Genomic DNA, 22173 nt, shown 5'->3' with positions numbered 1-22173 from the left:
CATGACGACTCTTCAGACGGTTTTCGCCAAGGCGAAGGCGGACAACCGGGCCGCGCTCGTCGGCTACCTGCCCGCGGGCTTCCCCTCCAAGGGAGGCGACGTCGCCGCGGCCGCGGCCCTGGTGGAGGCCGGCTGCGACGTCATCGAGATCGGCCTGCCCTACTCCGACCCGCTCATGGACGGGCCGACGATCCAGGACGCGGTGCACCGCTCGCTGGTCAACGGCACGCGCATCGCCGACGTGCTGCGGACGGTCGAGGGCGTCGCGGCCACCGGCGCCGCCACGCTCGTCATGACGTACTGGAACCCGATCGACAAGTACGGCGCCGAGCGCTTCGCCCGCGACCTCGCCGACGCGGGCGGCGTGGGCACCATCACGCCCGACCTGACGCCCGAGGAGTCGGAGCCGTGGCGGGCGGCGTCGGCGTCCGCGGGCATCGACACGGTGTTCCTGGTCGCGCCCAGCTCGACCGAGCAGCGCATCAAGGCCGTCGTCGACTGCTGCACGGGCTTCGTGTACGCGGCCTCGCTGATGGGCGTCACCGGCGCCAGGGAGAGCGTCAACGTCGCCGCCGAGGGCCTGGTCGAGCGGACCCGGGCACACACGGACCTGCCGGTGTGCGTCGGCCTCGGCGTGGGCACGGGCGCGCAGGCGGCCGAGGTGGCGACCTACGCCGACGGGGTCATCGTGGGGTCGGCGTTCATCCGCCGCATCCTCGACGCGCCCGACGAGGCCGAGGGCCGCGCCGCCATCGCCGCTCTGGCCGGGGACATGGCCCGTGGGGTCCGCCGCTGAGACAGCTCAAAAGGACCTTCGCCGGCGTACGTCGGGGAAGGTCCAACGAGCTTTACCGCTTATTTGACGAAATTTCAGGATCTGGCGCGAAAAGTCCTTGGCGTGCGGTCCGGGGCGGGTGATGATCGGGGCCCCGAAGCGGTGTGACGCATGACCCCGAAAGGACACCGATGCGTCCCAGTCCCGTCACCTTCGCAGCGGCCCTCGCACTCGCGGTCACGGCCATGACCGCACCGGCCTCCGCCGACGATCCCGAACCGGCGACCACCCCGACGTACGAGCTACCTTCCCCGCAGGCGCCCTCGACCGGCGCTCCACCGCCCGCGCCCACCGCGCAGAACGAGCCGCCCAGGCCGGCGCGCGTGGCCCGCTCGATCGCGATCTCGTCGCCGGCGCTGCGCGTGGAGCTCGACCCGGACTTCCCGCGCGTCCTGAGCTACACCGACCGGGCGAGCGGCGCCACGCTCGGCGGCGGCGCGGGCGTGCCCGCCGTCGTGCTCAACGGCCAGGCACGGGCCGCGACCGTGGCGCTGACCGGGAGCGACGGCGCGAGCGCCCGCTACCGGCTGACCTTCCCCGGCCTCGACGGCGTCGCGCTCGGGGCGAGCATCGGGGTCAAGGACCGGGTGACGACGTTCAGGATCGACTCGGTGGCCGACACCGAGGCGTTCCGGGTCAACACCATCGACCTGCCCGGCCACGACCTGGTCTCGGTGTCGAGCGCGCAGCCGGGCGCGGCGGGCGCGTTCACCCGGCTGGATCCCGACTCGACCCGCACCGCCGACGTCTTCGCCCAGGTCACCCCGGGCACGGCGCCCGACGCGAACCCGGTCGGGGCCACGTACGCGATCGTGAACACCGACCGGCTGGCCGCCGCGGTCGAGACGAACTCCACCTACGACCGCCCCTCGGGCGTCACCGACCGGGACGCCGCCAGGATCTGGCACCAGGCCAGGAAGGACGCCGCCGGCACGGTCACCGTGGGCGTGTGGAGCGGCCAGTGGACGCACCGCGCGACCGGGTCGCCGTTCACCGAGGAGCCGCCCTGGGCCAAGGTCGTGGTCACGCCCGACGCCAACGGCGACGGGACGCTGGACTGGCAGGACGGCGCGGTGGCGTTCAGGAGCATCGCCGTCAGGGCGCCCGGCGCCGAGCAGACCGGGGACCGCGTGGTCACGCACATCCCCTTCAACTTCTCCAGCCAGGCCACGCACCCGTTCCTGCGCACCCTGGACGACGTCAAGCGCATCTCCCTGGCCACCGACGGCCTCGGGCAGCTCGCGCTGCTCAAGGGCTACCAGTCGGAGGGCCACGACGCGGCGCACCCCGACTACGGCGGCAACTACAACCGGCGCGCGGGCGGGCTGAAGGACCTGAACACGCTGCTCAAGGCCGGCAAGGGCTGGAACGCCACGTTCGGCGCCCACGTCAACGCCACCGAGTCCTACCCCGAGGCCGGGAACTTCAGCGAGCAGCTCGTCGACAAGGCCGCCAAAGGCTGGAACTGGCTCGACCAGGCGTACCTGATCGACCAGCGCGGCGACCTCACCAGGGGCACCCTGGCCAGGCGCTTCGCGCAGCTTCGCGCCGAGACCGACCGCAACCTCGCGGTGCTGTACGTGGACGTGTTCAGGCCGTTCGGCTGGGTCGCCGACCGCACGCTGGCCGAGCTGCGCGAGCAGGGCTGGCAGGTGAGCACCGAGTGGTCGGACAAGCTGGAACGCTCGTCCCTGTGGTCGCACTGGGCCAATGACCTCAACTACGGCGGGGTCACCAACAAGGGGCTGAACTCGCAGATCATCCGGTTCATCCGCAACGACGAGAAGGACGTCTGGAACGCCCACCCGATCCTGGGCAACGCCCGCATCGTCGAGTTCGAGGGCTGGCAGGCGAAGAACGACTTCACCGCGTTCTACCGCAACATCTGGGAGCACAACCTGCCGGCCAAGTTCCTGCAGCACTACAAGATCATGGACTGGAACCCGGACGAGATCGTCTTCACCGGCGGCGTGCGGGGCACGTACCGCGACGGCAGGCGCGAGCTGTTCGCCGGCGGGCACAAGGTGCTCGACGGGGGCGCCTACCTGCTGCCGTGGCAGGGCAAGTACTACCACTACAACCCGGCCGGAGGGGTCACGACCTGGGACGCCGACCGGCCGATGACCGTCTACCGGCTCACCGACCAGGGCCGCGTGGCCGCCGGCACGGTCACCCCGGACCACGGGAAGATCACGTTGCGGGCGGAGGCGGGCGTGCCGTACGTGCTCTACCCCGGCGGGGCGCCCCGGCAGGCGGACCCGGGCTGGGGGCAGGGCGGCGGCGTGCGCGACCCCGGTTTCAACGGCGACCGGCTCGCCGGATGGACCGCCACGGGCCCCGTGAGCGTCCGACGGAACGACCTGGGCCAGCGGGTGGCGCTGCTCGCCGGCGGGGCGCGGGCGGTGCTGGAGCAGCGGCTGACCGGCCTGCGGCCCGGCCGCACGTACTCCGCCTCCGCCTTCGTCGAGGTCGAGCCGGGCAGGACCCGCGAGACCACCCTGGAGGTCGCCGGGCGGGCGGTGACGGTCAGCCGGTCCACGGCCAGGAACTACATCGCCTCCGACGAGAAGCACGACACCTTCTTCCAGCGGGCCGGGGTGACCTTCACCGCGCCCGGCACGTCGGCCACCCTGCGGATCACGGCCGCCGCCGCCGACGGGGACGTGCGGGTGGACGACGTGCGGGTGTTCGAGCGGGAGCCGGCCGGCGCGGTCGAGACGTTCGAGTCGGCCGAGCCCGGCTGGGGGCCGTTCGTGAAGGGGGAGGCGGGCGGGTCGTTCGACGCGCGCACGCACCTGTCCGAGCGGCACGAGCCGTACACGCAGGCCGGGTGGAACGGCAAGACGATCGACGACGTGCTCAGCGGCGACTGGTCGCTGAAGGCGCACGAGGAGCGCCAGGGGCTGATCTACCGCACGCTGCCGTGGACCGCCCGGTTCGAGCCGGGGCACGCGTACGAGGTGTCCTTCGCCTACCAGAGCGCGCAGGCGGGCACGTACGCGTGGGTCACCGGCTACGACAAGGGCGGCGCCGGCGTCGAGACCCGGCGCACGCCCATCCCCGAGCGGCGGAGCACGGCGACGTTCAAGGAGCGGGTGATCGCCGGGTGCGGCGACGTGTGGGTCGGGCTGCGCTCGCTCAAGGCCGAGCAGGCCGGGGCCGACTTCGTGCTCGACGACTTCTCCGTGACCGACCTCGGCGCCGCCCCGGAGGCGCAGGCGTGCGCGTCGCTGGACGTGGCGCCCGCCGCCGTGTTCGAGCAGGGGAGGGCCAACGAGGTCGTCACCACGTTCACGAACCTCGAGGACACGCCGGCCACGGACGTGCGGGTGACACTGGACGTCCCGGACGGGTGGACGGCCGCCGGCGACGGGAGCGGCACCGTCGCGCCCGGCGGGAAGCTGACCACGACCTGGCAGGTCACCCCGCCTGCCGACGCCTTCGGCGGCTTCCCGCTCGGGGCCGCCGCCGGCTACACCGCCGGCGGGGTGGCCAAGCGGCTCACCGCGTCCGCGACCGTGCGCACCCTGCCCCCGCCGCCGGGCGGGGACGCCTACGCGAGCGACCTGGAGTGGGTCAGCGCGGTCAACGGCTGGGGGCCGGTGGAGCGCGACCGGTCCAACGGCGACACCGGCGAGGCCGACGGCGGGCCGATCGTCGTCGGCGGGCGGACGTTCGCCAAGGGCCTGGGCACGCACGCGCCGGCCGAAGTCCGGTTCTACCTGGGTGGCGCGTGTACGGGGTTCACGGCGTTCGTCGGGGTCGACGACGTGCAGGCCACGCGGGGGTCGGTGCAGTTCGCCGTGGTGGCTGACGGTGTGGAGAAGGCGCGCAGCCCGGTCCTGCGGGCCGCCGACGCGCCGTACGAGCTGAGCGCCGACCTGTCGGGCGCCCGTTACGTGGACCTGGTGGCCGGGGACGGCGGCGACGGGAACGGCAACGACCACGCCGACTGGGGCGAGGCCAGATTCACGTGCGTCGTGGGCCCGTCACCGTCGTGAACCCGACTCGGGCCCGTCACCCTCGTGAACCCGGCTCGCTCATGCCCGCACCGCCCTGGCGAACAGCCCGGCCAGCTCGTCGGCGTACTCGGCCAGGTCGGCGTCCGGGTCGGTCTCCAACAGGGACGGCAGCCCGTCCAGCGCCCGCTGGACCGCCATCGCGGTCACCCGCACGTGGAACGTCCCGAACTCGCCGCTCTCCTGCCCCCACGCCAGCAGCCGCTCGACGGGGGACGGCGCCGGCGGGCCGGTGGCCGAGTTGTGGAAGATCTCCGTGGCGGCGCGCATCTCGGCGCGGTGCTCGCCGATGTAGTCCACCATCGAGCGGATGTACGTCTCCAGCGCCGCGCCGGCCGTGCGCCGGCCGCTCACCCGCTCGGTGATGAACGCCGAGAGCCGCTCGTGGATCGTCGCGATCACCTGGCCGATCAGCTCGTCCTTGCCCTCGAAGTGGTACGAGATCAGGCGCGTGCTGCTGAGCCCGGCACGCTCGGCGATCCGGGCGAACGACGCCTGGTGGTAGCCGAGCTCGGCGATCGTGGCGATGGTGGCCGTCACGATCTGCGCCCTTCTGGCAGAGCCCGTGACAGTTACCTGCATGAGTAAACTTTAACTTGGGTGTGTAATTCCCGCAAGAAACACGGCTTAGCCGATGCTTATCCGCCGCGTGGTCAGATGGATTCCCGGTACTGTGCCCATCCCGGCACGGAGAAAGAGGAGATGGCGTGTGGACGCGTCACTATCGTCACGCAGAGAGATTTCGGCGATACCCTGGGTGACGACCGTCGCCCGGCTGGTCCTGGGCGGGGTGCTGATCGCGGCGGGTGGGCTGAAGATCGGCAACCCGGCCGACTCGGTCGTGGCGGTCAAGGCTTACCAGCTGCTGCCCGAGTCGATCGCCGTCACGGTGGGCTACACCCTGCCGATCCTGGAGATCGTCGTCGGCCTGCTGCTGGTCGTCGGTCTGCTGACCAGGGTGGCCGCGGTGATCGCCGGGCTGCTCATGTTCGCCTTCGTCTTCGGCATCGCCTGGGCCTGGGCGCACGGCCTGCGGATCGACTGCGGCTGCTTCGGTGGCGGGGGCCAGCTAGGGGTAGGGGAGGAGCCGACGTACTTGCTCGACATCCTGCGCGACTTCGGGCTCGTGCTGCTCGGCGCCTGGGCTACGCGTTTCCCGCCGGGCCGGTTCGCGCTCGACGGGGCCCTCGGACTGGGGGGCGATAATCGTGATGAAGGGGATGACGACGATGAGCAAGGCTGAGCGCACCAAGACGAAGTCGGCGCGCGAGAAGATCAGGGAACAGCAGGCCGAGGCCCGCCTGCGCGACAGGCGCCGGCGCATCGCCACGTACGTGACCGCGTCGGCGGTCGCGGTGGCCGCCGTCGGGCTCGGCTGGTTGTACGCGGCCAGCAACTCGCAGTCGGAGGAGGCCGCCGGCGCGCTCGCGTCGGTCACGGTGCAGCCCGACGGCTCGGTCGTGATGGCCAACCAGGGCGTCACCAAGCCCGTGGTCGACATCTACGAGGACTTCCAGTGCCCCGCCTGCAAGGAGCTGGAGCGGGTCAGCGGCCAGACCTTCAAGAACCTCGCCGCCGAGGGCAAGGCCAAGGTCGTCTACCACCCGATCACGATCTTCTCGCAGGAGCCGACCAAGTCCAACTCCGTACGCGCGGGCAGCGCCGCCCGGTGCGTCGCCGACGGCAAGCAGTGGCTGGCCTTCCACGACCTGCTCTACCAGAACCAGCCGTCCGAGACCGAGGCCGGCTTCACGCCCGACCAGCTGAAGAGCTGGGGCAAGGAAGCAGGGGTGACCGCGCCCGGCTTCGACCAGTGCGTCACCTCGGGGAAGAACGCCGACGCGCAGCTCGCGTTCAGCAAGAAGGTCATCGAGGCGCAGAAGATCAACCATACGCCGACGGTGAAACTGAACGGCCAGGAAATCGACAATCCCGTACTGTTCAGCCCGCAGGATCTTCGCGAAGAGATTACGAAGGCGGCCAAGTAGCTTCTCTTCCGCTACCCTCACCTGACATGCCCCTTGCCTCGATTCCCAGCCCTTCTCAGGGGGTCTGGTATCTCGGAATCATCCCGATCCGGGCTTATGCGCTATGCATCGTGCTCGGCGTCATCGTCGCCGTCTGGCTGAGCGAGCGGCGCTGGCAAGCCCGCGGTGGCCAGAAGGGGACGATCGTCGACATCGCGGTCCCCGCGGTCATCTTCGGCCTGATCGGCGGCCGCCTCTACCACGTCATCACCGACTGGCAGACCTATTTCGGCAGCCGCGCGATCAAGGAGCCCATCCAGGCGCTGTTCATCTGGGAGGGCGGCCTCGGCATCTGGGGCGCGGTCGCGCTCGGCGCGCTCGGCGTCTGGTTCGCCGTGCGCAAACGCGGCATCTCCATGAGCGCCGTCGCCGACACGGTCGCGCCCGGCATCATCTTCGCCCAGGCCATCGGCCGCTGGGGCAACTGGTTCAACCAGGAGCTCTACGGCTCGCCGACCACGCTGCCGTGGGGTCTGGAGATCGACGCCGACCACGGGGGCGAGCCGGGGGTGCTCTACCACCCGACCTTCCTGTACGAGTCGCTGTGGGACGTGGCGCTCGGCTTCGTGCTCCTCTTCATGGGCCGGCGCTTCGCCCTGCGCCACGGGCGGCTGTTCGCCCTCTACGTCGCCGGCTACACGCTGGGCCGCTTCTGGATCGAGGGGCTGCGCATCGACCCGGTCGGCGGCGTGGACCACGCGGTGACGCTCCTCGGGCTGCGGATCAACCAGTGGACGTCGATCGTGCTGTTCGTGGCGGCGCTGGCGTACTTCTGGCTGGCCAGGAACAAGGACACCGTCGAGATCGTCGTGTCCCCTGACGGCCCGCCGGATGCGGGCTCGGAGGGGTCGTCGGAGGACGGGCCCGGCGAGACGGCCACCTCGACCGACGACGGCGAGGACACCCGACCACCGGACGAGAGGTCCAAGGACGGCGAGGTCGCGGACGCAGCGTCCAAGGACGGCGAAACCGCAGACCAGAAGGCCGAGCCCGACGGCCCTGCGGATTCCGACGGCCCCGCGGACGACTCACCGGCGTCCGAGAAGGCCACAACCGGGAAGGCGGCGGTCGAGAAAGCGGCGTCCGAGAAGGCGGAGGACGGCGAAGCGGCGGATGACCCGGCCCCGGCCCCGGCTGGCGACCCGACTGCGGCGGGCGACTCAGCTCCGGCCGGCGACTCGACTCCGGCGGATGATGTGCCCCCCGCCGACGGGGTAGAGGCATCCGATGCCGAAGTCGTGAAGAAGGAGAAGAACTCGCGATGAGCGGTCGCGCGGAGATCCACCACCAGCATCGCGACGTCACCGGGGGCTGGTTGCGGCCCTCGGTGTTCGGCGCGATGGACGGCCTGGTGTCGAACTTCGCGCTCATCGCGGGTGTCGCGGGCGGCACGACCAACACGAAGGTCATCGCCCTCGGAGGCGTCGCCGGGCTCGCCGCCGGCGCGCTGTCCATGGCGGGCGGCGAGTACGTCTCGGTCTCCAGCCAGCGCGAGCTGGCCCAGGCCGAGATCGCCGTGGAACGGCGCGAGATCGCCCGCCACCCTGACGACGAGCAAGCGGAGCTGGCACAGACGTTCGTCGACAAGGGTGTGGAGCCCCACCTGGCCGCCGAGGTGTCCAGGCAGATCTCCCGCAACCCGGACCGGGCGCTGGAGATCCACGCCCAGCAGGAGCTGGGCGTCGCCCCCGGCGACCTGCCCTCACCGACCCTGGCGGCGGTGTCGTCGTTCCTGTCGTTCAGCCTGGGGGCGTTGCTGCCCCTGCTGCCATTCCTGTTGGGTGCCAGGGACCTGGCGCTGTCGGCCGCGGTGTCCTGCGTGGCCCTGTTCGCGGCGGGGGCGCTGGTCTCGGCGGTGACAGCGCGGAGCTGGTGGTACTCAGGGCTGCGCCAGCTCGTGGTGGGCGTGGTCGCCGCGGGGGTCACGTTCGGCCTCGGCAACCTGATCGGCGCGGCGGGCCTGTGATGGCCCGCAGGAGAGCCGGATCGGGCGGACACGGCAGATCCTCCTCCGGCCAGGACGGCACGGGCCGCACCCGCGGCGGCCGCTCGGCCGGCAGAGACAAGGACACCTCCGCCCCCCAAGGCACCGGCCAGCCGACGCCAGGCCCGGACAGCGACGCCTGGCCCCCAGCCGACACCACCGGCGGCCGCGCGAGTGGCAGCTGGCCTGCACGGGATGTCCAGGACGCGGGTGGTAGCTGGCCCGCGCGGGATGTGCGGGACACAGGCGGAAGTTGGCCGGCCCGTGATGTCCAGGACGCCGGTGGTAGTTGGCCTGCGCGGGATATGCGGGATGCGGGCGGTAGCTGGCCGGCCCGGGAGGCCCAGGGCGCGAGCGGCAGTTGGCCCGCTCGGGATGTCCAGGACACCGGTGGTGCTGGTGGGCGCCGGGCGTCAGGCTCGGATGGAGCGGGCCGAGCTGGAGGTAGCTGGCCGGCCCGTGATGTTCAGGATGCGGGTGGTAGTTGGCCTGCGCGGGATATGCGGGACGCGGGCGGTAGCTGGCCGGCCCGGGAGGCCCAGGGCGCGAGCGGCAGTTGGCCCGCTCGGGATGTCCAGGACACCGGTGGTGCTGGTGGGCGCCGGGCGTCAGGCTCGGATGGAGCGGGCCGAGCTGGAGGTAGCTGGCCGGCACGTGATGTTCAGGATGCGGGTGGTAGTTGGCCTGCGCGGGATATGCGGGACGCGGGTGGTAGCTGGCCTGCGCGAGATGTCCAGGACACCGGTGGTGCTGGTGGGCGCCGGGGATCCGGTTCGGATGACGCCGGCCGGGCTGGTGGCCAGCCCGCCTCGGAGGCGCGGGGCACTCGTCGTGCCGGTGGTCGCCGGTCGGCGGGCACGGACGACGCCGGGCGGGGCGGTCACACTCGGTCGTCCGCAGGCCCGGAGGGTGGCGGCCACGCAGCCGGCGGCTGGTCGGCGGCAGGCGCGGACGGCGGCTGGCAGTCGGGCGGCGGCGGTCAGCCGACAGCCGGTGCGGGTGGTCGACATGGCGGCAACGAGGGCAGGCCCGGCGCTGGTGCCGATGCCAGCCCTGGGGCCACCGGTGGCGCCGTTGCTGGTGCTGGGGCCATTGGCGGTACTGGTGTTGGATCCACTGGCGGTGCTGCTGCTGGTGCCGGAGCGGGTGGCACTGGAGTTGGCGGGGCTGGTGCTGGCGGCGCTGGTGCGGGTGCTGGGGAGTGGCAGTCTGGCGACGACGGTCGGCTGTTGGCTGAGGCGACCGGTGGCGGTCGTCTGCCATCCGGCAACGGTGGTGAGAAGCGTGCCGGGCGAAGGCGAGCGAAGGCGAGCCACAGTGCCGATGACCGGTCGGCGGGCGACGCCGGCCGTGGCAACTGGGCGGCCGAAGGTGACGATTCCGCGGCTGATGCGGTCGGTGGCGACTGGACGGTCAGCGGTATGCGGTCCGTCACCGACGGGACCGGGTCCCGCCGATCCGGTGGCCGTCGTTCGGCGGCTGAGACCGACGGGGGTCGTTCGGCATCCGGAGGCCGCGGTCGTCGCGCGGCGGGTGGGGCCAAAGGTGGCCGTTCGGCGGCCGGGGCGGATGGCGGCCGTTCGGCGGCTGAGAGCGACGGCGGTCGCTCGGTGGCCGGGGTCGAGGGTGGCCGATTGGTGGCCGGGGCCGACGGCGGTTGGTCGGTGGTCGAGGGTGAGGACGATCGGTTCGCCGACGATGGCCGGTTCGGGTTCGGGGCCGATGATGGTGTTTCGGCTTCCGAGGCTCGCGAGCGGGAGTCCGATGACGGCGGACGGCCGGGGAAGTTCTCGCGTACGCGACGGCGTCCACCGCGTTCTGACTGGCAGTTCCCGCTGCTCACCGGCATGGGATTGCAACCCAAGCAGCAGCGGCTGATCGTCATCATCGCCACGATCATCGGCGTGCTGGCGGGCGGGACCGGGCTGGTCGTCGCCATCAACTCCATCGGCGACTACTCCCCGGAGCAGCGGACCAGCGCCGCGGTGATCGCGCCGGAGACGGCGCTCCCGCGCATCTTCAGAGGCTGGGGCTCGCCCAAGCTGTTCGACCCTGTGACGGACAGGGCCAAGGACCAGCGGGCGTTGACCGAGAAGGAGGTGTTCGGCCAGAGCGAGCTCGTCGTGTCCAAGAAGCTAAAGCTCAAGCTCGTGGCCAAGAAACTCGACACCGACTGCTCGGCGGTGCTTTGGGGCAAGAACCTCCTCGAACTGGTGTCGGACGCCGAATGCACCCAAGCCGCCCGAGGGCTCTACACGACCTCCGACGGCAGGTACGTCGGCCAGTACACGCTGCTCAACCTCAAGGACGGCAAGTCGGCCGCCGACCTGGTGGAGCAATTGAAGACGCTTTACCGGGGCGGTTGGACGCGCCCCCTGGAGTCCGCCAAGGCCACGTTCCCCGCGGGCGGCTACTCGGAGGCGGGCGGCTACGCCCTCGGCCACTACGTCGGCCTGGTGTGGTTGGGCAAGGTCGACGGCACGGATCCCGGCGCCAAGGACGACTTCGTCTCGCTCACTCTGGCGATGCGTGGGGCGGAGAAGGCCGTCTACCGCCGCGTCGCCACGATCACAGGACCGTCCTCCTGATGCCGAACCACAAGCCCCCGAACCACGCCCACACCCGGCGCCACCCAACCGGCCCAACCGGCCCAGCGGGCACAAGTCGTCCAAGCTGGTCGAGCCGGCTGAGCCGACCCGACCGGGGTGTCGGCTGCTTCACACCTGCCGCAACACCAGGTCCAGTCGTTGGCTGGCGCTCGCACCGGCTGACGGCGTCACGTCCGGGCGCGGTGGGTCGTGGCGAGACGTTCCGTGACGTCGTCACGATCCCTGAGGGTGGTTGTTCGGGGTCCGAGGGCGTTGTGGTGATCGCGGAACGCGGTCGCTCGGGGGCCGGGAGTGTCGTCGCGAGCATCGAGGGTGGCCGCTTGAGGGCTGGGGATGTTGTGGCGATTGTGGAGGGTGGTCGGCTGAGGACTCGGGGCGTCGTCGCGGATCCGGAGGTGGCCTGCTGATGTCGCGTCGTGTTGTCATTCCCGTTGTGGTCGCTGTCGTGGCGGTTGTCGCGGTGGCCGGGTGGTTGTGGTTGCGGCGTGAGGATCCCAGACCTGCCAATTTCCACGCTGAGCCCACCTCCGCCTTCTACGCCGCTATCGACACCCGCCAGAATGACGCCGCGCCCCTCACCCTGAACGAGGTCTTCACCCCCACCACCCAGACCCTGGGCGCCATGCGCCTGGACGCCACGCGGCAGTTCAGCGACTGTGATGAGGTCCTCTCGGGGGTCTCGGCGACGGGCTGCACGCAGGCGCTCCAGGCGACGTACAAGGGGAGTGCGGTGGCGGGTCAGTTCGTCATCTTCAACCTGAGTGACGGGCGGGCGGCTGATGCGCTGGTGTCGGCGCTGGGTAAGGACGGGTTCGTGCGGCAGGACATCGCGTTCGAGCCCGCTGGGAGTCGGGCCCAGGCGCGGGCGATGGGGCACTACGTGACGGTGAGCTGGGCCGGAGGGACGGCGCCTGCGCAGGACCTTGTCACCGCTCTTGTGGCGCTCGACGGTTTGGGGCGGGTCGTCCAGGGCCGTATCGTCGCCGCCACCTGACCAGGCCGTTTCCGACCCTCGACTGCCCACCCCCTCGGCGACCGGCGCCCCTTGTCCGCCCCCTCGGCGACCCGCGTCCCCTGCATGCCCTCTCGGCAGCCCGCGCCCCCTGCCCGCGCCCCCTGCCCGCGCCCTCGGCGGCCCGTGCCTCCTGCCCGCCTCTTGACGACCCGCGCCCTTGAGTGGGCTCGCTGTGGGTGTCCGCGTGTGTGACGGCCTTTTGAGCGTGCCTTGCGCCTGCCGTGCCGCTCTCGGCTGCCTGCGGCTGGCCTTGTCGGCGGCTCCCTGTGCGGTGAGTGGGCTTGCTGTGGGTGTCTGGGTGTGTGACGGCCTTCGTGTGCCTTGCGCCTGCCGTCGCCCGTGGGGCCGCTCTTGACTGCCTGTGGCTGGGCTCGTTCGCGACTTGCCTGTGCCCTTGAGTGGGTCAGGTGGTGGTGGTCAGGGCGGAGATGGTTGTGGTGACTGCTTCGGGGAGGGCGGACAGGTGGTGGAGTGGGGCGTCCAGGGGGGTCAGGCCCTCTGACCATGGGGCGGCTTCGGCGATGAGGGTGCGGGCCTCGTTCTTGGTCAGGGTCGAGCCTTGGGCACGGGCCACCGCGATGAGGGCCTCGCGCCACGTGTTGGCCAGTTTGGCGTGCGCGTTGTCCAGGATCCGGCGCAGCACCGAGGCCGCCTCGCCGTCCGGCTGTGGCAGGCGTACGGCGTCCAGGACGTCGCCGCCGGCGCTCAGCTTGTAGACCGTGGACAGCACGTCGGGCAGGGGCGGGAGGTCGGGGCACACGACGCGTACGTGGGAGGCGCGGGTCGCCAGGAGGATGCGCGGGAGGGCGGCCTCCAGGCCCGGGGGCAGGGCCACGGCCACGCGGTCGAGGGTGGCGGCGTACGGCTTGGAGAGCCAGGTCGAGAGGCGTACCCGGGGCTGGGTGAGGTCCTTGGGCCACTCGCCGACCAGCAGGTCGGGGTCGAAGCCCTGGATGGCCTCCTGCGGAGCCGAGAGGGCGTTTTGGGCGCTTTCGACCGATTGCGGGCCCTGAGTGTAGATGGCGGTGGTCTGGCGGCTCAGGCGGGACGTGACGGCCGGGCGCGTCTTGGTGGTGGGGTGCAGGATGTACATGTCGGCGGCGGAGCCGATGGCTTCTGCGCCGAAATATCGGTTGAAGTCGGGATAGATGGCTTCGTAGGCGAGGTTGAGGTCCGTCAGGGCCTGCTGGACCTTGAAGGCCAGCATCGGGGTGCGTTCGCTGGCGCCGTACGCGAGCAGGATGCGGCCGTTGTCCGCCAGGGCCTCGGCGGCGCGCGCCACGAACAGGCCCGTGCCCTCCGGCGTGTACGGCGGGTCGGTGAGCGCGAGGTCGTGGTCTCGGGCGGAGGCCGGCAGGCCGAGGCGCAGGTCGGCCCAGCGGGTGCGGACGCCCAGGCGCTGGGCGTCGATGTACGCCAGGATGCGCTCGTCGATGTCGACCACCGTGACGTCGGTCTCCGGATGGACCAGCTTGACCGCCAGCGAGGTCAGGTCGTGGTCGCCCACGCACAGCAGGCGCGTGCCGGGGAGCCAGAAACGGGTGCCCAGCAGCAGCGCCCGCCTCAGGACCGTCTCGGGGGTGGCCGAGACGTGGTCGAGCACGTGGCGGGCGCGCGGGGCCCGGGCGACGAGATCCTTGAGACGGGCGAGCTCCGCGGCGTAGTGGGGGAGCAGGTGGGCCACCGGATCCTCCGGCGGCGGGGCCAGCGCGAGGAGGTCCTGGTAGTCAGGGGTGTGGATCAGCGGGACGCGGAAGGTCTCGCCGTCCCGCTCCAGGCGGAGCTCGCGGAGCAGGGCCTCGATCGTGCGCCTGGAGGTGGCGGTCTCTCTGACCAGATCGGCCAGCGTCCACCACTGGCCGTCGCACAGGAGGGTCAGGGCGTGCCGCAGCCGCCTGCTGTCCGCCCCGGCCTCGCTGAACAGCCGCTCCACCCCGTCACGGTCCATGAGGGTCACCCTATCGACCATCCGGAGTCCCACGCTTTGGCCGGGCAGGGGCCTGAGGGGAGGGCTGTTGTTGCCATGGGGGAAGGTCGGGGCTGTGCGTGGGGGTGATGTCGTGGACGAAGTGACGGATGCGTGGCGGGCTAGCTCCTGAGGTGGATGAATTCCTGTGTGGTGAGGGAACGAGGGGGCGATGGGCGGGTCAATAAGGTGCGGGTGACCCGCCCGCCAGGCGGCCGGGGCGTGGCGGGGGTGCCCGGAGATGCCAGTGGGGCGGGCGAGGCGCCGGGGCGGGGAGCGGTGGTGGGTGGTGGGTTTCGGCGCTTGGGCTGGGGTCGTGGAGGGGGTGCGGGGCGGTGAGGGGTGGAGTCGCTCGTCGTGCCGTAAATCGCACGTCTGGAGCGGGAATTTTGGAGCCCTAGTCCGGGGTTTGGGATAGGGAGTTCGGATGTTGGGATGAGGCCCAATGTTCGCAATGCGGACGTGGCGGGCACCATTCCGGCAGGGTGGGGTAACCTCTACCCACGATATGCAGCAGGGCCAACGTCGTCCCCGCCTGTAGCGCAGTTAGAGACAGACGATGACGACGGGAGGGATTAAATGCCTGCTGCCCACCTCGGGTTCCCCGAGCCCCAGGGCCTGTACCACCCCGCCAACGAGCATGATGCCTGCGGTGTCGCCATGGTTGCCGACGTCGCCGGGCGCCGGGGGCACGGGATCGTGGTCAAGGCGCTGACGGCTCTGTGCAATCTTGATCATCGGGGGGCCAAGGGTAGCGAGCCGGACACCGGCGACGGAGCCGGGATCCTGACGCAGATCCCCGATGGGTTCTACCGCGCGAGCGTGCCGTTCGCGCTTCCCCCTGCCGGCGCGTACGCGACCGGCATCGCCTTCCTGCCGTTCGACGAGCAGGCCAGGGGCATCGCCACCGGCCTGATCGAGGAGATCGCGGCCGAGGAGGGCCTCACCGTGCTCGGCTGGCGTGAGCTGCCGGTCGACCGCGAGCTGCCCGGGCCGAGCGCCAGGGCCGTCATGCCGCACTTCGCCCAGCTGTTCGTGACCGACCCCGAGGGCCGGGAGGGGCTGGAGCTCGACCGGCTGGCGTTCTGCCTGCGCAAGAGGGCCGAGCACGAGGCGCACGTGTACTTCCCCTCGCTGTCCGCCAGGACGATCGTCTACAAGGGCATGCTCACGCCCGACCAGGTCGAGCCGTTCTTCCCCGACCTGAGCGACGAGCGTTACGAGACGGCGATCGCGCTGGTGCACTCGCGCTTCTCCACCAACACGTTCCCGAGCTGGCCGCTCGCCCACCCCTACCGTTACATCGCCCACAACGGCGAGATCAACACGGTCAAGGGCAACCGCAACTGGATGCGGGCCCGCGAGGCGATGCTGGAGTCTGCCCACATCCCGGGCGATATTTCACGACTTTTCCCCATCTGTGACCCGGATGGCAGCGACACCGCCAGCTTCGACGAGGCCCTCGAGCTGCTGCACATCGGCGGCCGGAGCCTGCCCCACGCCGTCCTGATGATGATCCCGGAGGCGTGGGAGAACCACACCGAGATGGACCCCGCGCGCCGGGCCTTCTACGAGTTCCACTCCTCGATGATGGAGGCGTGGGACGGCCCCGCGTCGATCACGTTCACCGACGGCACTCTGGCCGGCGCCGTGCTCGACCGCAACGGCCTGCGCCCCGGCCGCTTCTGGGTGACCGCCGACGGCCTGGTCGTGCTGGCCTCCGAGGCCGGTGTGCTGGACTTCAAGCCCGAGGACGTGGTCAGGAAGGGCCGCCTCCAGCCGGGCCGCATGTTCCTCATCGACACCGCCCGCGGCAAGATCATCGAGGACGACGAGATCAAGGCCGAGCTGGCCGCCGAGCTGCCGTACGAGGAGTGGCTGCACGCGGGGCTCGTCCGCTTCGAGGAGCTGCCCGCGCGGCAGCGGGAGATCCCCACGCACGAGGCGCTGGTCAAGCGGCAGCAGACCTTCGGCTACACCGAGGAAGAGCTGCGCATCATCCTGTCGCCGATGGCCAGGGCCGGCCAGGAGCCGATCGGCTCCATGGGCACCGACACGCCCGTGGCCGTGCTGAGCGAGAAGCCGCGGCTCCTGTTCGACTACTTCACGCAGCTGTTCGCGCAGGTCACGAACCCGCCGCTGGACGCCATCCGTGAAGAGCTGGTCACCTCGCTGGCCAGCACCATCGGTCCCGAGGGCAACCTGCTCGACCCGGGTCCGTCGTCGTGCCGCCAGCTCGTGCTGCCGTACCCGGTGATCGACAACGACGAGCTCGCCAAGATCATCCACATCAACGACGAGCACGACCTGCCCGGCTTCCACCCGTACGTCATCAGCGGCCTGTACGAGGTCGCCGGCGGCGGTGAGGCGCTGCTGGGCCGCCTGGAGGAGATCAGGGCCGAGGCGTCCCGGGCGATCGCGGGCGGCGCGCGGATCATCGTGCTGTCCGACCGCGGCTCGTCGGAGACGCTGGCGCCGATCCCGGCGCTGCTGCTGACCGGCGCGGTGCACCACCACCTGATCCAGGAGAAGACCCGCACCAAGATCGGCCTCGTGGTCGAGACCGCCGAGGCCCGCGAGTGCCACCACATGGCGCTGCTCATCGGGTACGGCGCCGGCGCGATCAACCCGTACCTCGCGATCGAGACCATCGAGGACCTGGTCGACACCGGTGCCCTCCAGATGGACAAGCGCAAGGCCGTGCGCAACCTGATCAAGGCGTACGGCAAGGGCGTCATCAAGGTCATGTCCAAGATGGGCGTGTCCACGGTGGCCTCCTACACCGGCGCGCAGATCTTCGAGGCGCTCGGCCTGAGCCAGGAGGTCATCGACTCCTGCTTCACCGGCACCACCTCCCGCCTGGGCGGGGTCGGGTTCGACGTGCTGGCCAAGGAGGTCGAGCAGCGGCACCGCCACGCCTACCCGCGCGCGGAGAACGCCCACCGCCGCCTCCAGGTCGGCGGCGAGTACCAGTGGCGGCGCGAGGGCGAGCCGCACCTGTTCAACCCCGAGACCGTCTTCAAGCTGCAGCACGCCACCAGGACCCGCCGCTACGAGATCTTCAAGGAGTACACGAACCTCGTGGACTCCCAGGCGGAGCGGCTGATGACCCTGCGCGGCCTGTTCAAGCTGCGCAAGGGCGAGCCGATCCCGATCGAGGAGGTCGAGCCGGCCTCGGAGATCGTCAAGCGGTTCTCGACGGGCGCGATGTCGTACGGCTCCATCTCCATGGAGGCGCACGAGACGCTCGCCATGGCGATGAACCAGCTCGGCGGCAAGTCCAACACCGGCGAGGGCGGCGAGGACCCCGAGCGGCTCTACGACGCCGCCCGCCGCAGCGCCATCAAGCAGGTCGCCAGCGGCCGGTTCGGCGTCACCAGCGAATACCTGGTGAACGCGGCCGACCTGCAGATCAAGATGGCCCAGGGCGCCAAGCCCGGCGAGGGCGGCCAGCTGCCCGGCCACAAGGTCTACCCGTGGATCGCCAAGACCAGGCACTCCACGCCGGGCGTCGGCCTCATCTCGCCGCCGCCGCACCACGACATCTACTCGATCGAGGACCTGGCCCAGCTCATCCACGACCTGAAGAACTCCAACCCGGAGGCCAGGGTCCACGTGAAGCTGGTCGCCGAGGTCGGCGTCGGCACGGTCGCCGCGGGCGTGTCGAAGGCGCACGCCGACGTGGTGCTCATCTCCGGGCACGACGGCGGCACCGGCGCGTCCCCGCTGACGAGCCTCAAGCACGCGGGCGCCCCGTGGGAGCTCGGCCTGGCCGAGACCCAGCAGACGCTCCTGCTGAACGGCCTGCGCGACCGCATCGTCGTCCAGGTCGACGGCCAGCTCAAGACCGGCCGCGACGTCGTCATCGCCGCGCTGCTCGGCGCCGAGGAGTACGGCTTCGCCACCGCGCCCCTCGTCGTCAGCGGCTGCGTCATGATGCGGGTCTGCCACCTCGACACCTGCCCCGTGGGCGTCGCCACGCAGAACCCGGAGCTGCGCAAGCGCTTCAGTGGCAAGCCGGAGTTCGTGGTCAACTTCTTCGAGTTCATCGCCGAGGAGATCCGCGAATACCTGGCCGAGCTGGGCTTCCGCTCGCTCGACGAGGCGATCGGGCACGTCGAGCTGCTCGACATGTCGGCGGCCGAGGACCACTGGAAGGCCAGCGGCCTCGACCTGGCGCCGATCCTGCACAAGCCCGAACTGCCCGCCGGCACGGCGCTGCGCCGCGTCATCGAGCAGGACCACGGGCTGCAGCACGCGCTGGACAACACGCTGATCCAGCTCGCCGAGGGCGCGCTCAACGAGGGCACCCCGGTCACGCTGGAGCTGCCCATCCGCAACGTCAACCGCACGGTCGGCACCATGCTCGGCTATCAGGTGACCAAGCGGTACGGCGGCCAGGGCCTGCCCGACAACACGATCGACATCTCGTTCACCGGGTCGGCGGGCAACTCGTTCGGCGCGTTCCTGCCGCGCGGGGTCACGCTGCGGCTGACCGGCGACGCCAACGACTACCTCGGCAAGGGCCTGTCCGGCGGGCGGATCACCGTCCGGCCGCACGAGGAGGCCCCGCTCGACGGCCACATCATCTCCGGCAACGTCGCCCTGTACGGAGCCACGTCCGGCGAGGTGTTCGTCCGCGGCGTCGTGGGCGAGCGGTTCTGCGTGCGCAACTCCGGCGCCACGGCGGTCGTCGAGGGCGTGGGCGACCACGGCTGCGAGTACATGACCGGCGGACGGGCCGTCGTCCTCGGGCCGACCGGGCGCAACTTCGCGGCCGGCATGTCGGGCGGCATCGCGTACCTGCTCGACCTCAAGTCCGAGCGGGTCAACCGCGAGATGGTCGCCATCGAGACGCTCACCGAGGAGGACGGCGAGTTCCTCAAGGAGATCGTCGAGAAGCACTTCGCGGAGACCGGCTCGCCGGTCGCCAAGGAGCTGCTGGCCGACTGGGACGCGGCGCTGGGCCGGTTCGGCAAGATCATGCCGACCGACTACAAGCGGGTGCTGGCCGCCGCCGAGGCCGCCCGCATCGAAGGCAGGGACATCGACGAGGCGGTCATGGCCGCCGCGGTGCAGAGCTAAGGGAGGCGTAACCGAATGGCTGACCCCAAGGGTTTTCTCACGCACGACCGGGAGCTGCCGGCGCGCCGCCCCGTGGACGTCCGCATCAGCGACTGGCGCGAGGTCTACCAGGACTTCTCGCAGGAGAAGCTGACCAAGCAGGCGGCCCGCTGCATGGACTGCGGCATCCCGTTCTGCCACAACGGCTGCCCGCTCGGGAACCTCATCCCCGAGTGGAACGACCTCGTCTACCGCACCGACTGGCGCGAGGCGATCGAGCGGCTGCACGCCACGAACAACTTCCCCGAGTTCACGGGCCGGCTCTGCCCGGCCCCGTGCGAGGCGGCGTGCGTGCTCGGCATCAACTCCGACCCCGTGGCGATCAAGCGGGTCGAGGTCGAGGTCATCGACCGGGCGTTCGCCGAGGGCTGGGTGACCCCGCAGCCCCCGGCCGTCAAGACCGGCAAGAGGGTCGCGGTCGTCGGCTCGGGCCCGGCGGGCCTGGCCGCGGCGCAGCAGCTCACCAGGGCCGGGCATGACGTGGTCGTGTTCGAGCGGGCCGACCGGATCGGCGGCCTGCTGCGGTACGGCATCCCCGAGTTCAAGATGGAGAAGCGGCACATCGAGCGCCGCCTGGAGCAGATGCGGGCCGAGGGCACCGAGTTCCGCACCGGCGTGAACGTCGGCGTCGACATCACCGCCGCCGAGCTGCGCGAGCAGTTCGACGCCGTGGTGCTGTCGGGCGGCGCCACCCAGTGGCGCGACCTGCCGGTGACCGGGCGCGAGCTCAAGGGCGTCTACCAGGCGATGGAGTACCTGCCGCTGTCCAACAAGGTCCAGGAGGGCGACTTCGACCAGCCGCCCGTCTCGGCCGAGGGCAAGCACGTCGTGGTGATCGGCGGCGGCGACACCGGCGCCGACTGCATCGGGACGGCGATCCGGCAGGGTGCCGAGTCCGTCACCCAGCTCGAGATCATGCCGCAGCCGCCGGCGAACAGGCCCGGCAGCCAGCCGTGGCCGACGTTCCCGATCCTGTTCAAGATGGAGAGCGCCCACGAGGAGCTGGTCGACGGCGGGGGAGCGCGGGTCTACGCGGTCTCCACCACCGAGTTCGTCGGCGACGCCGACGGCAACGTGCGGGCGCTGCGGCTGGTCGAGGTCGAGGGGCCGCAGGCCGGGTTCAAGCCGATCCCGGGCACCGAGCGGGAGATCCCGGCCGAGCTGGTGACGCTGTCCATGGGCTTCCTCGGCCCGGAGAAGGGCTCGCTCCTGCAGGACCTGGCCGAGGTCGCCGGTGACGGCTTCTACGACGCGCGCGGCAACGTCTCGCGGGACAAGACGTACATGTCCAAGGTGGACGGCGTCTTCGTGGCCGGTGACATGGGCCGCGGGCAGTCGCTCATCGTGTGGGCCATCGCCGAGGGGCGGGCCGCCGCCTCGGGCGTGGACCGGTATCTGACCGGGGACACGGCGCTGCCGTACCCGATCCTGCCGACCGCGCGGCCGCTGGTGTAACTCAAAAAGAGGCCGGGACCGCTCAGCGCGGTCCCGGCTTTTTCACGCGCATTCGCGGGCGATGTCGTCGAGGACGCGCTGGGAGCCGGCGTCGGCGGCGCGGTGGATGACCAGCCGCCGGCCGGGGGCCTGGATCGGGGCCAGCACCTCGTAGATGGGCCGCCCACGAGGCCCGCAGGCCGGCGATGCCCTCGCGCAGCGTGCGTTCCCTGTCGCGGTAGAAGTCGCGCAGGCCCGGGTGCAGCGTGCACAGCCACAGGCTGTTGCGGTGCTCCGGCGGCAGCGTGCCGAAGTCCAGCATCAGCCCGGCCATCTCCGGGTTCCACGCGAGGATGTCGAAGCGGTGGTTGAGCAGCATGGCGGGCAGCGGCGACAGGTCGAGCACGAGCCGCGCGAGCGGGCCCGCCTCCTCCGCTCCTGAGGCGCCCGCCCCGTATGGCGGGCGCCTTTCGCGTGTCCACAGAAATTGCACATCATGCAAAGCTTGCACGGTCTGCAACAGTTTCGTACAGTGCAAGATATGGAGAGTGCGCAGCAGCGTCGAGACCGTCGCAGGGCCGAGAAGCGGCAGGCCATCAGGGTGGCCGCCGTGAAGATCGCGCTCGACGAGGGGGTCGAGGCCGCGACCGTGGAGGCGATCAGCGTGGCGGCAGACATCTCGCCGCGCACCTTCTTCAACTACTTCGCCTCCAAGGAAGAGGCGCTCGTCATGGAGCCGATCTGGCACCCTGAGGAGCTCGTCGACCTGCTCGCGCGAAGGCCGGCCGACGAGCCGGCCTTCCAGTCGCTGAAAGCGGTGATGCGGGCCTTCGCCGTCCGCAGTCAGCGGATCTGGGCGGACATGGAGCCGTTCATGGAGCTGCGCAGGCGCCATCCCGAACTGGCCGCCAAGGCCAGGGCGGCCGACGAGACGAAGATCATGGACACGGTCTTCGAGGCCGTCAGGGGCCGTCCGGGCGTCACCAGCCGCATTCACGCCAGGCTGCTCATCATCGCGTCGTTCGGCGCGGCCATCTCCTCGATCCAGGAGGCGACGGCCGGCGGCGGCTCGGTGGAGGAGCTGATCGACGAGGCGTTCACGCTGCTCGAAAACGGGCTCTGACCTCAGAGAGAAACCCATAGAGAAAGCGGCGACCGGG

General features: G+C 71.0%; 14 protein-coding genes. 11 read left to right on the top strand and 3 right to left on the bottom strand.

Translation table 11 applies throughout. The features are described from left to right. Position 1 precedes the first annotated feature (1 nt). Both trpA and ABZS69_RS01850 read left to right on the top strand, forming a co-directional pair. On the top strand, positions 2–796 hold the full coding sequence (gene trpA, locus ABZS69_RS01855; RefSeq protein ID WP_355364780.1) for a tryptophan synthase subunit alpha: 795 nt from the start codon (positions 2–4) through the stop codon (positions 794–796). 170 nt (positions 797–966) lie between these two features. Continuing rightward, positions 967–4836 (top strand): endo-alpha-N-acetylgalactosaminidase family protein, encoded by a 3870-nt coding sequence (locus ABZS69_RS01850; protein WP_355364777.1) that lies wholly within the window; start codon positions 967–969, stop codon positions 4834–4836. 39 nt (positions 4837–4875) lie between these two features. Here the strand turns inward: ABZS69_RS01850 and ABZS69_RS01845 are convergent, their stop codons facing one another. Beyond that, a complete protein-coding gene (locus ABZS69_RS01845) occupies positions 4876–5436 on the bottom strand; it encodes a TetR family transcriptional regulator (RefSeq protein WP_355364774.1) in 561 nt (186 codons plus the stop codon). Between the two features lie 175 nt (positions 5437–5611). Here ABZS69_RS01845 and ABZS69_RS01840 point away from each other — a divergent pair, with 175 nt between their 5' ends. The 6 genes from ABZS69_RS01840 (at position 5612) to ABZS69_RS01815 (ending at position 12468) form a co-directional block, all read left to right on the top strand. Continuing rightward, positions 5612–6097: a MauE/DoxX family redox-associated membrane protein gene (locus ABZS69_RS01840; RefSeq protein WP_355364771.1), complete on the top strand. Its 486-nt coding sequence runs from the start codon at positions 5612–5614 to the stop codon at positions 6095–6097. After that, entirely contained in the window at positions 6084–6842 is a 759-nt protein-coding gene (locus ABZS69_RS01835; RefSeq protein WP_355364768.1) for a thioredoxin domain-containing protein, read from the top strand. Before ABZS69_RS01840 ends, ABZS69_RS01835 begins: the two co-directional genes overlap by 14 nt. A gap of 26 nt (positions 6843–6868) precedes the next feature. Beyond that, positions 6869–8146, top strand: coding sequence for a prolipoprotein diacylglyceryl transferase (gene lgt / locus ABZS69_RS01830; protein WP_355364765.1), 1278 nt, complete (start codon positions 6869–6871; stop codon positions 8144–8146). Further along, positions 8143–8847, top strand: coding sequence for a VIT1/CCC1 transporter family protein (locus ABZS69_RS01825; RefSeq protein WP_355364763.1), 705 nt, complete (start codon positions 8143–8145; stop codon positions 8845–8847). Before lgt ends, ABZS69_RS01825 begins: the two co-directional genes overlap by 4 nt. A gap of 1655 nt (positions 8848–10502) precedes the next feature. Next, positions 10503–11453: a hypothetical protein gene (locus ABZS69_RS01820; RefSeq protein WP_355364760.1), complete on the top strand. Its 951-nt coding sequence runs from the start codon at positions 10503–10505 to the stop codon at positions 11451–11453. A gap of 427 nt (positions 11454–11880) precedes the next feature. Then, positions 11881–12468 (top strand): hypothetical protein, encoded by a 588-nt coding sequence (locus ABZS69_RS01815; RefSeq protein ID WP_355364757.1) that lies wholly within the window; start codon positions 11881–11883, stop codon positions 12466–12468. 424 nt (positions 12469–12892) lie between these two features. Here the strand turns inward: ABZS69_RS01815 and ABZS69_RS01810 are convergent, their stop codons facing one another. After that, the gene (locus tag ABZS69_RS01810; protein WP_355364754.1) at positions 12893–14437 is read right to left on the bottom strand and encodes a bis-aminopropyl spermidine synthase family protein; all 1545 of its coding nucleotides are present in this window, start codon (positions 14435–14437) and stop codon (positions 12893–12895) included. Positions 14438–15034: 597 nt separating this feature from the next. On the opposite strand from ABZS69_RS01810, the gene gltB reads away from it, so the two are divergent. Together gltB and ABZS69_RS01800 are read left to right on the top strand one after the other, a co-directional pair. After that, the gene (gltB, locus tag ABZS69_RS01805) at positions 15035–19540 is read left to right on the top strand and encodes a glutamate synthase large subunit (protein ID WP_355364751.1); all 4506 of its coding nucleotides are present in this window, start codon (positions 15035–15037) and stop codon (positions 19538–19540) included. 15 nt (positions 19541–19555) lie between these two features. Continuing rightward, positions 19556–21034, top strand: coding sequence for a glutamate synthase subunit beta (locus ABZS69_RS01800; RefSeq protein ID WP_355364748.1), 1479 nt, complete (start codon positions 19556–19558; stop codon positions 21032–21034). Between the two features lie 22 nt (positions 21035–21056). Here the strand turns inward: ABZS69_RS01800 and ABZS69_RS01795 are convergent, their stop codons facing one another. Beyond that, entirely contained in the window at positions 21057–21506 is a 450-nt protein-coding gene (locus tag ABZS69_RS01795) for a hypothetical protein (protein ID WP_355365311.1), read from the bottom strand. A gap of 48 nt (positions 21507–21554) precedes the next feature. On the opposite strand from ABZS69_RS01795, the gene ABZS69_RS01790 reads away from it, so the two are divergent. Continuing rightward, entirely contained in the window at positions 21555–22136 is a 582-nt protein-coding gene (locus tag ABZS69_RS01790; protein ID WP_355364745.1) for a TetR/AcrR family transcriptional regulator, read from the top strand. The last annotated feature ends 37 nt before the right edge of the window (positions 22137–22173 follow it).

The organism is Nonomuraea sp. NPDC005650 (assembly GCF_040605375.1).
Classification (GTDB): Bacteria; Actinomycetota; Actinomycetes; order Streptosporangiales; family Streptosporangiaceae; genus Nonomuraea.
This window is presented reverse-complemented; position numbering and strand designations above follow the sequence as displayed.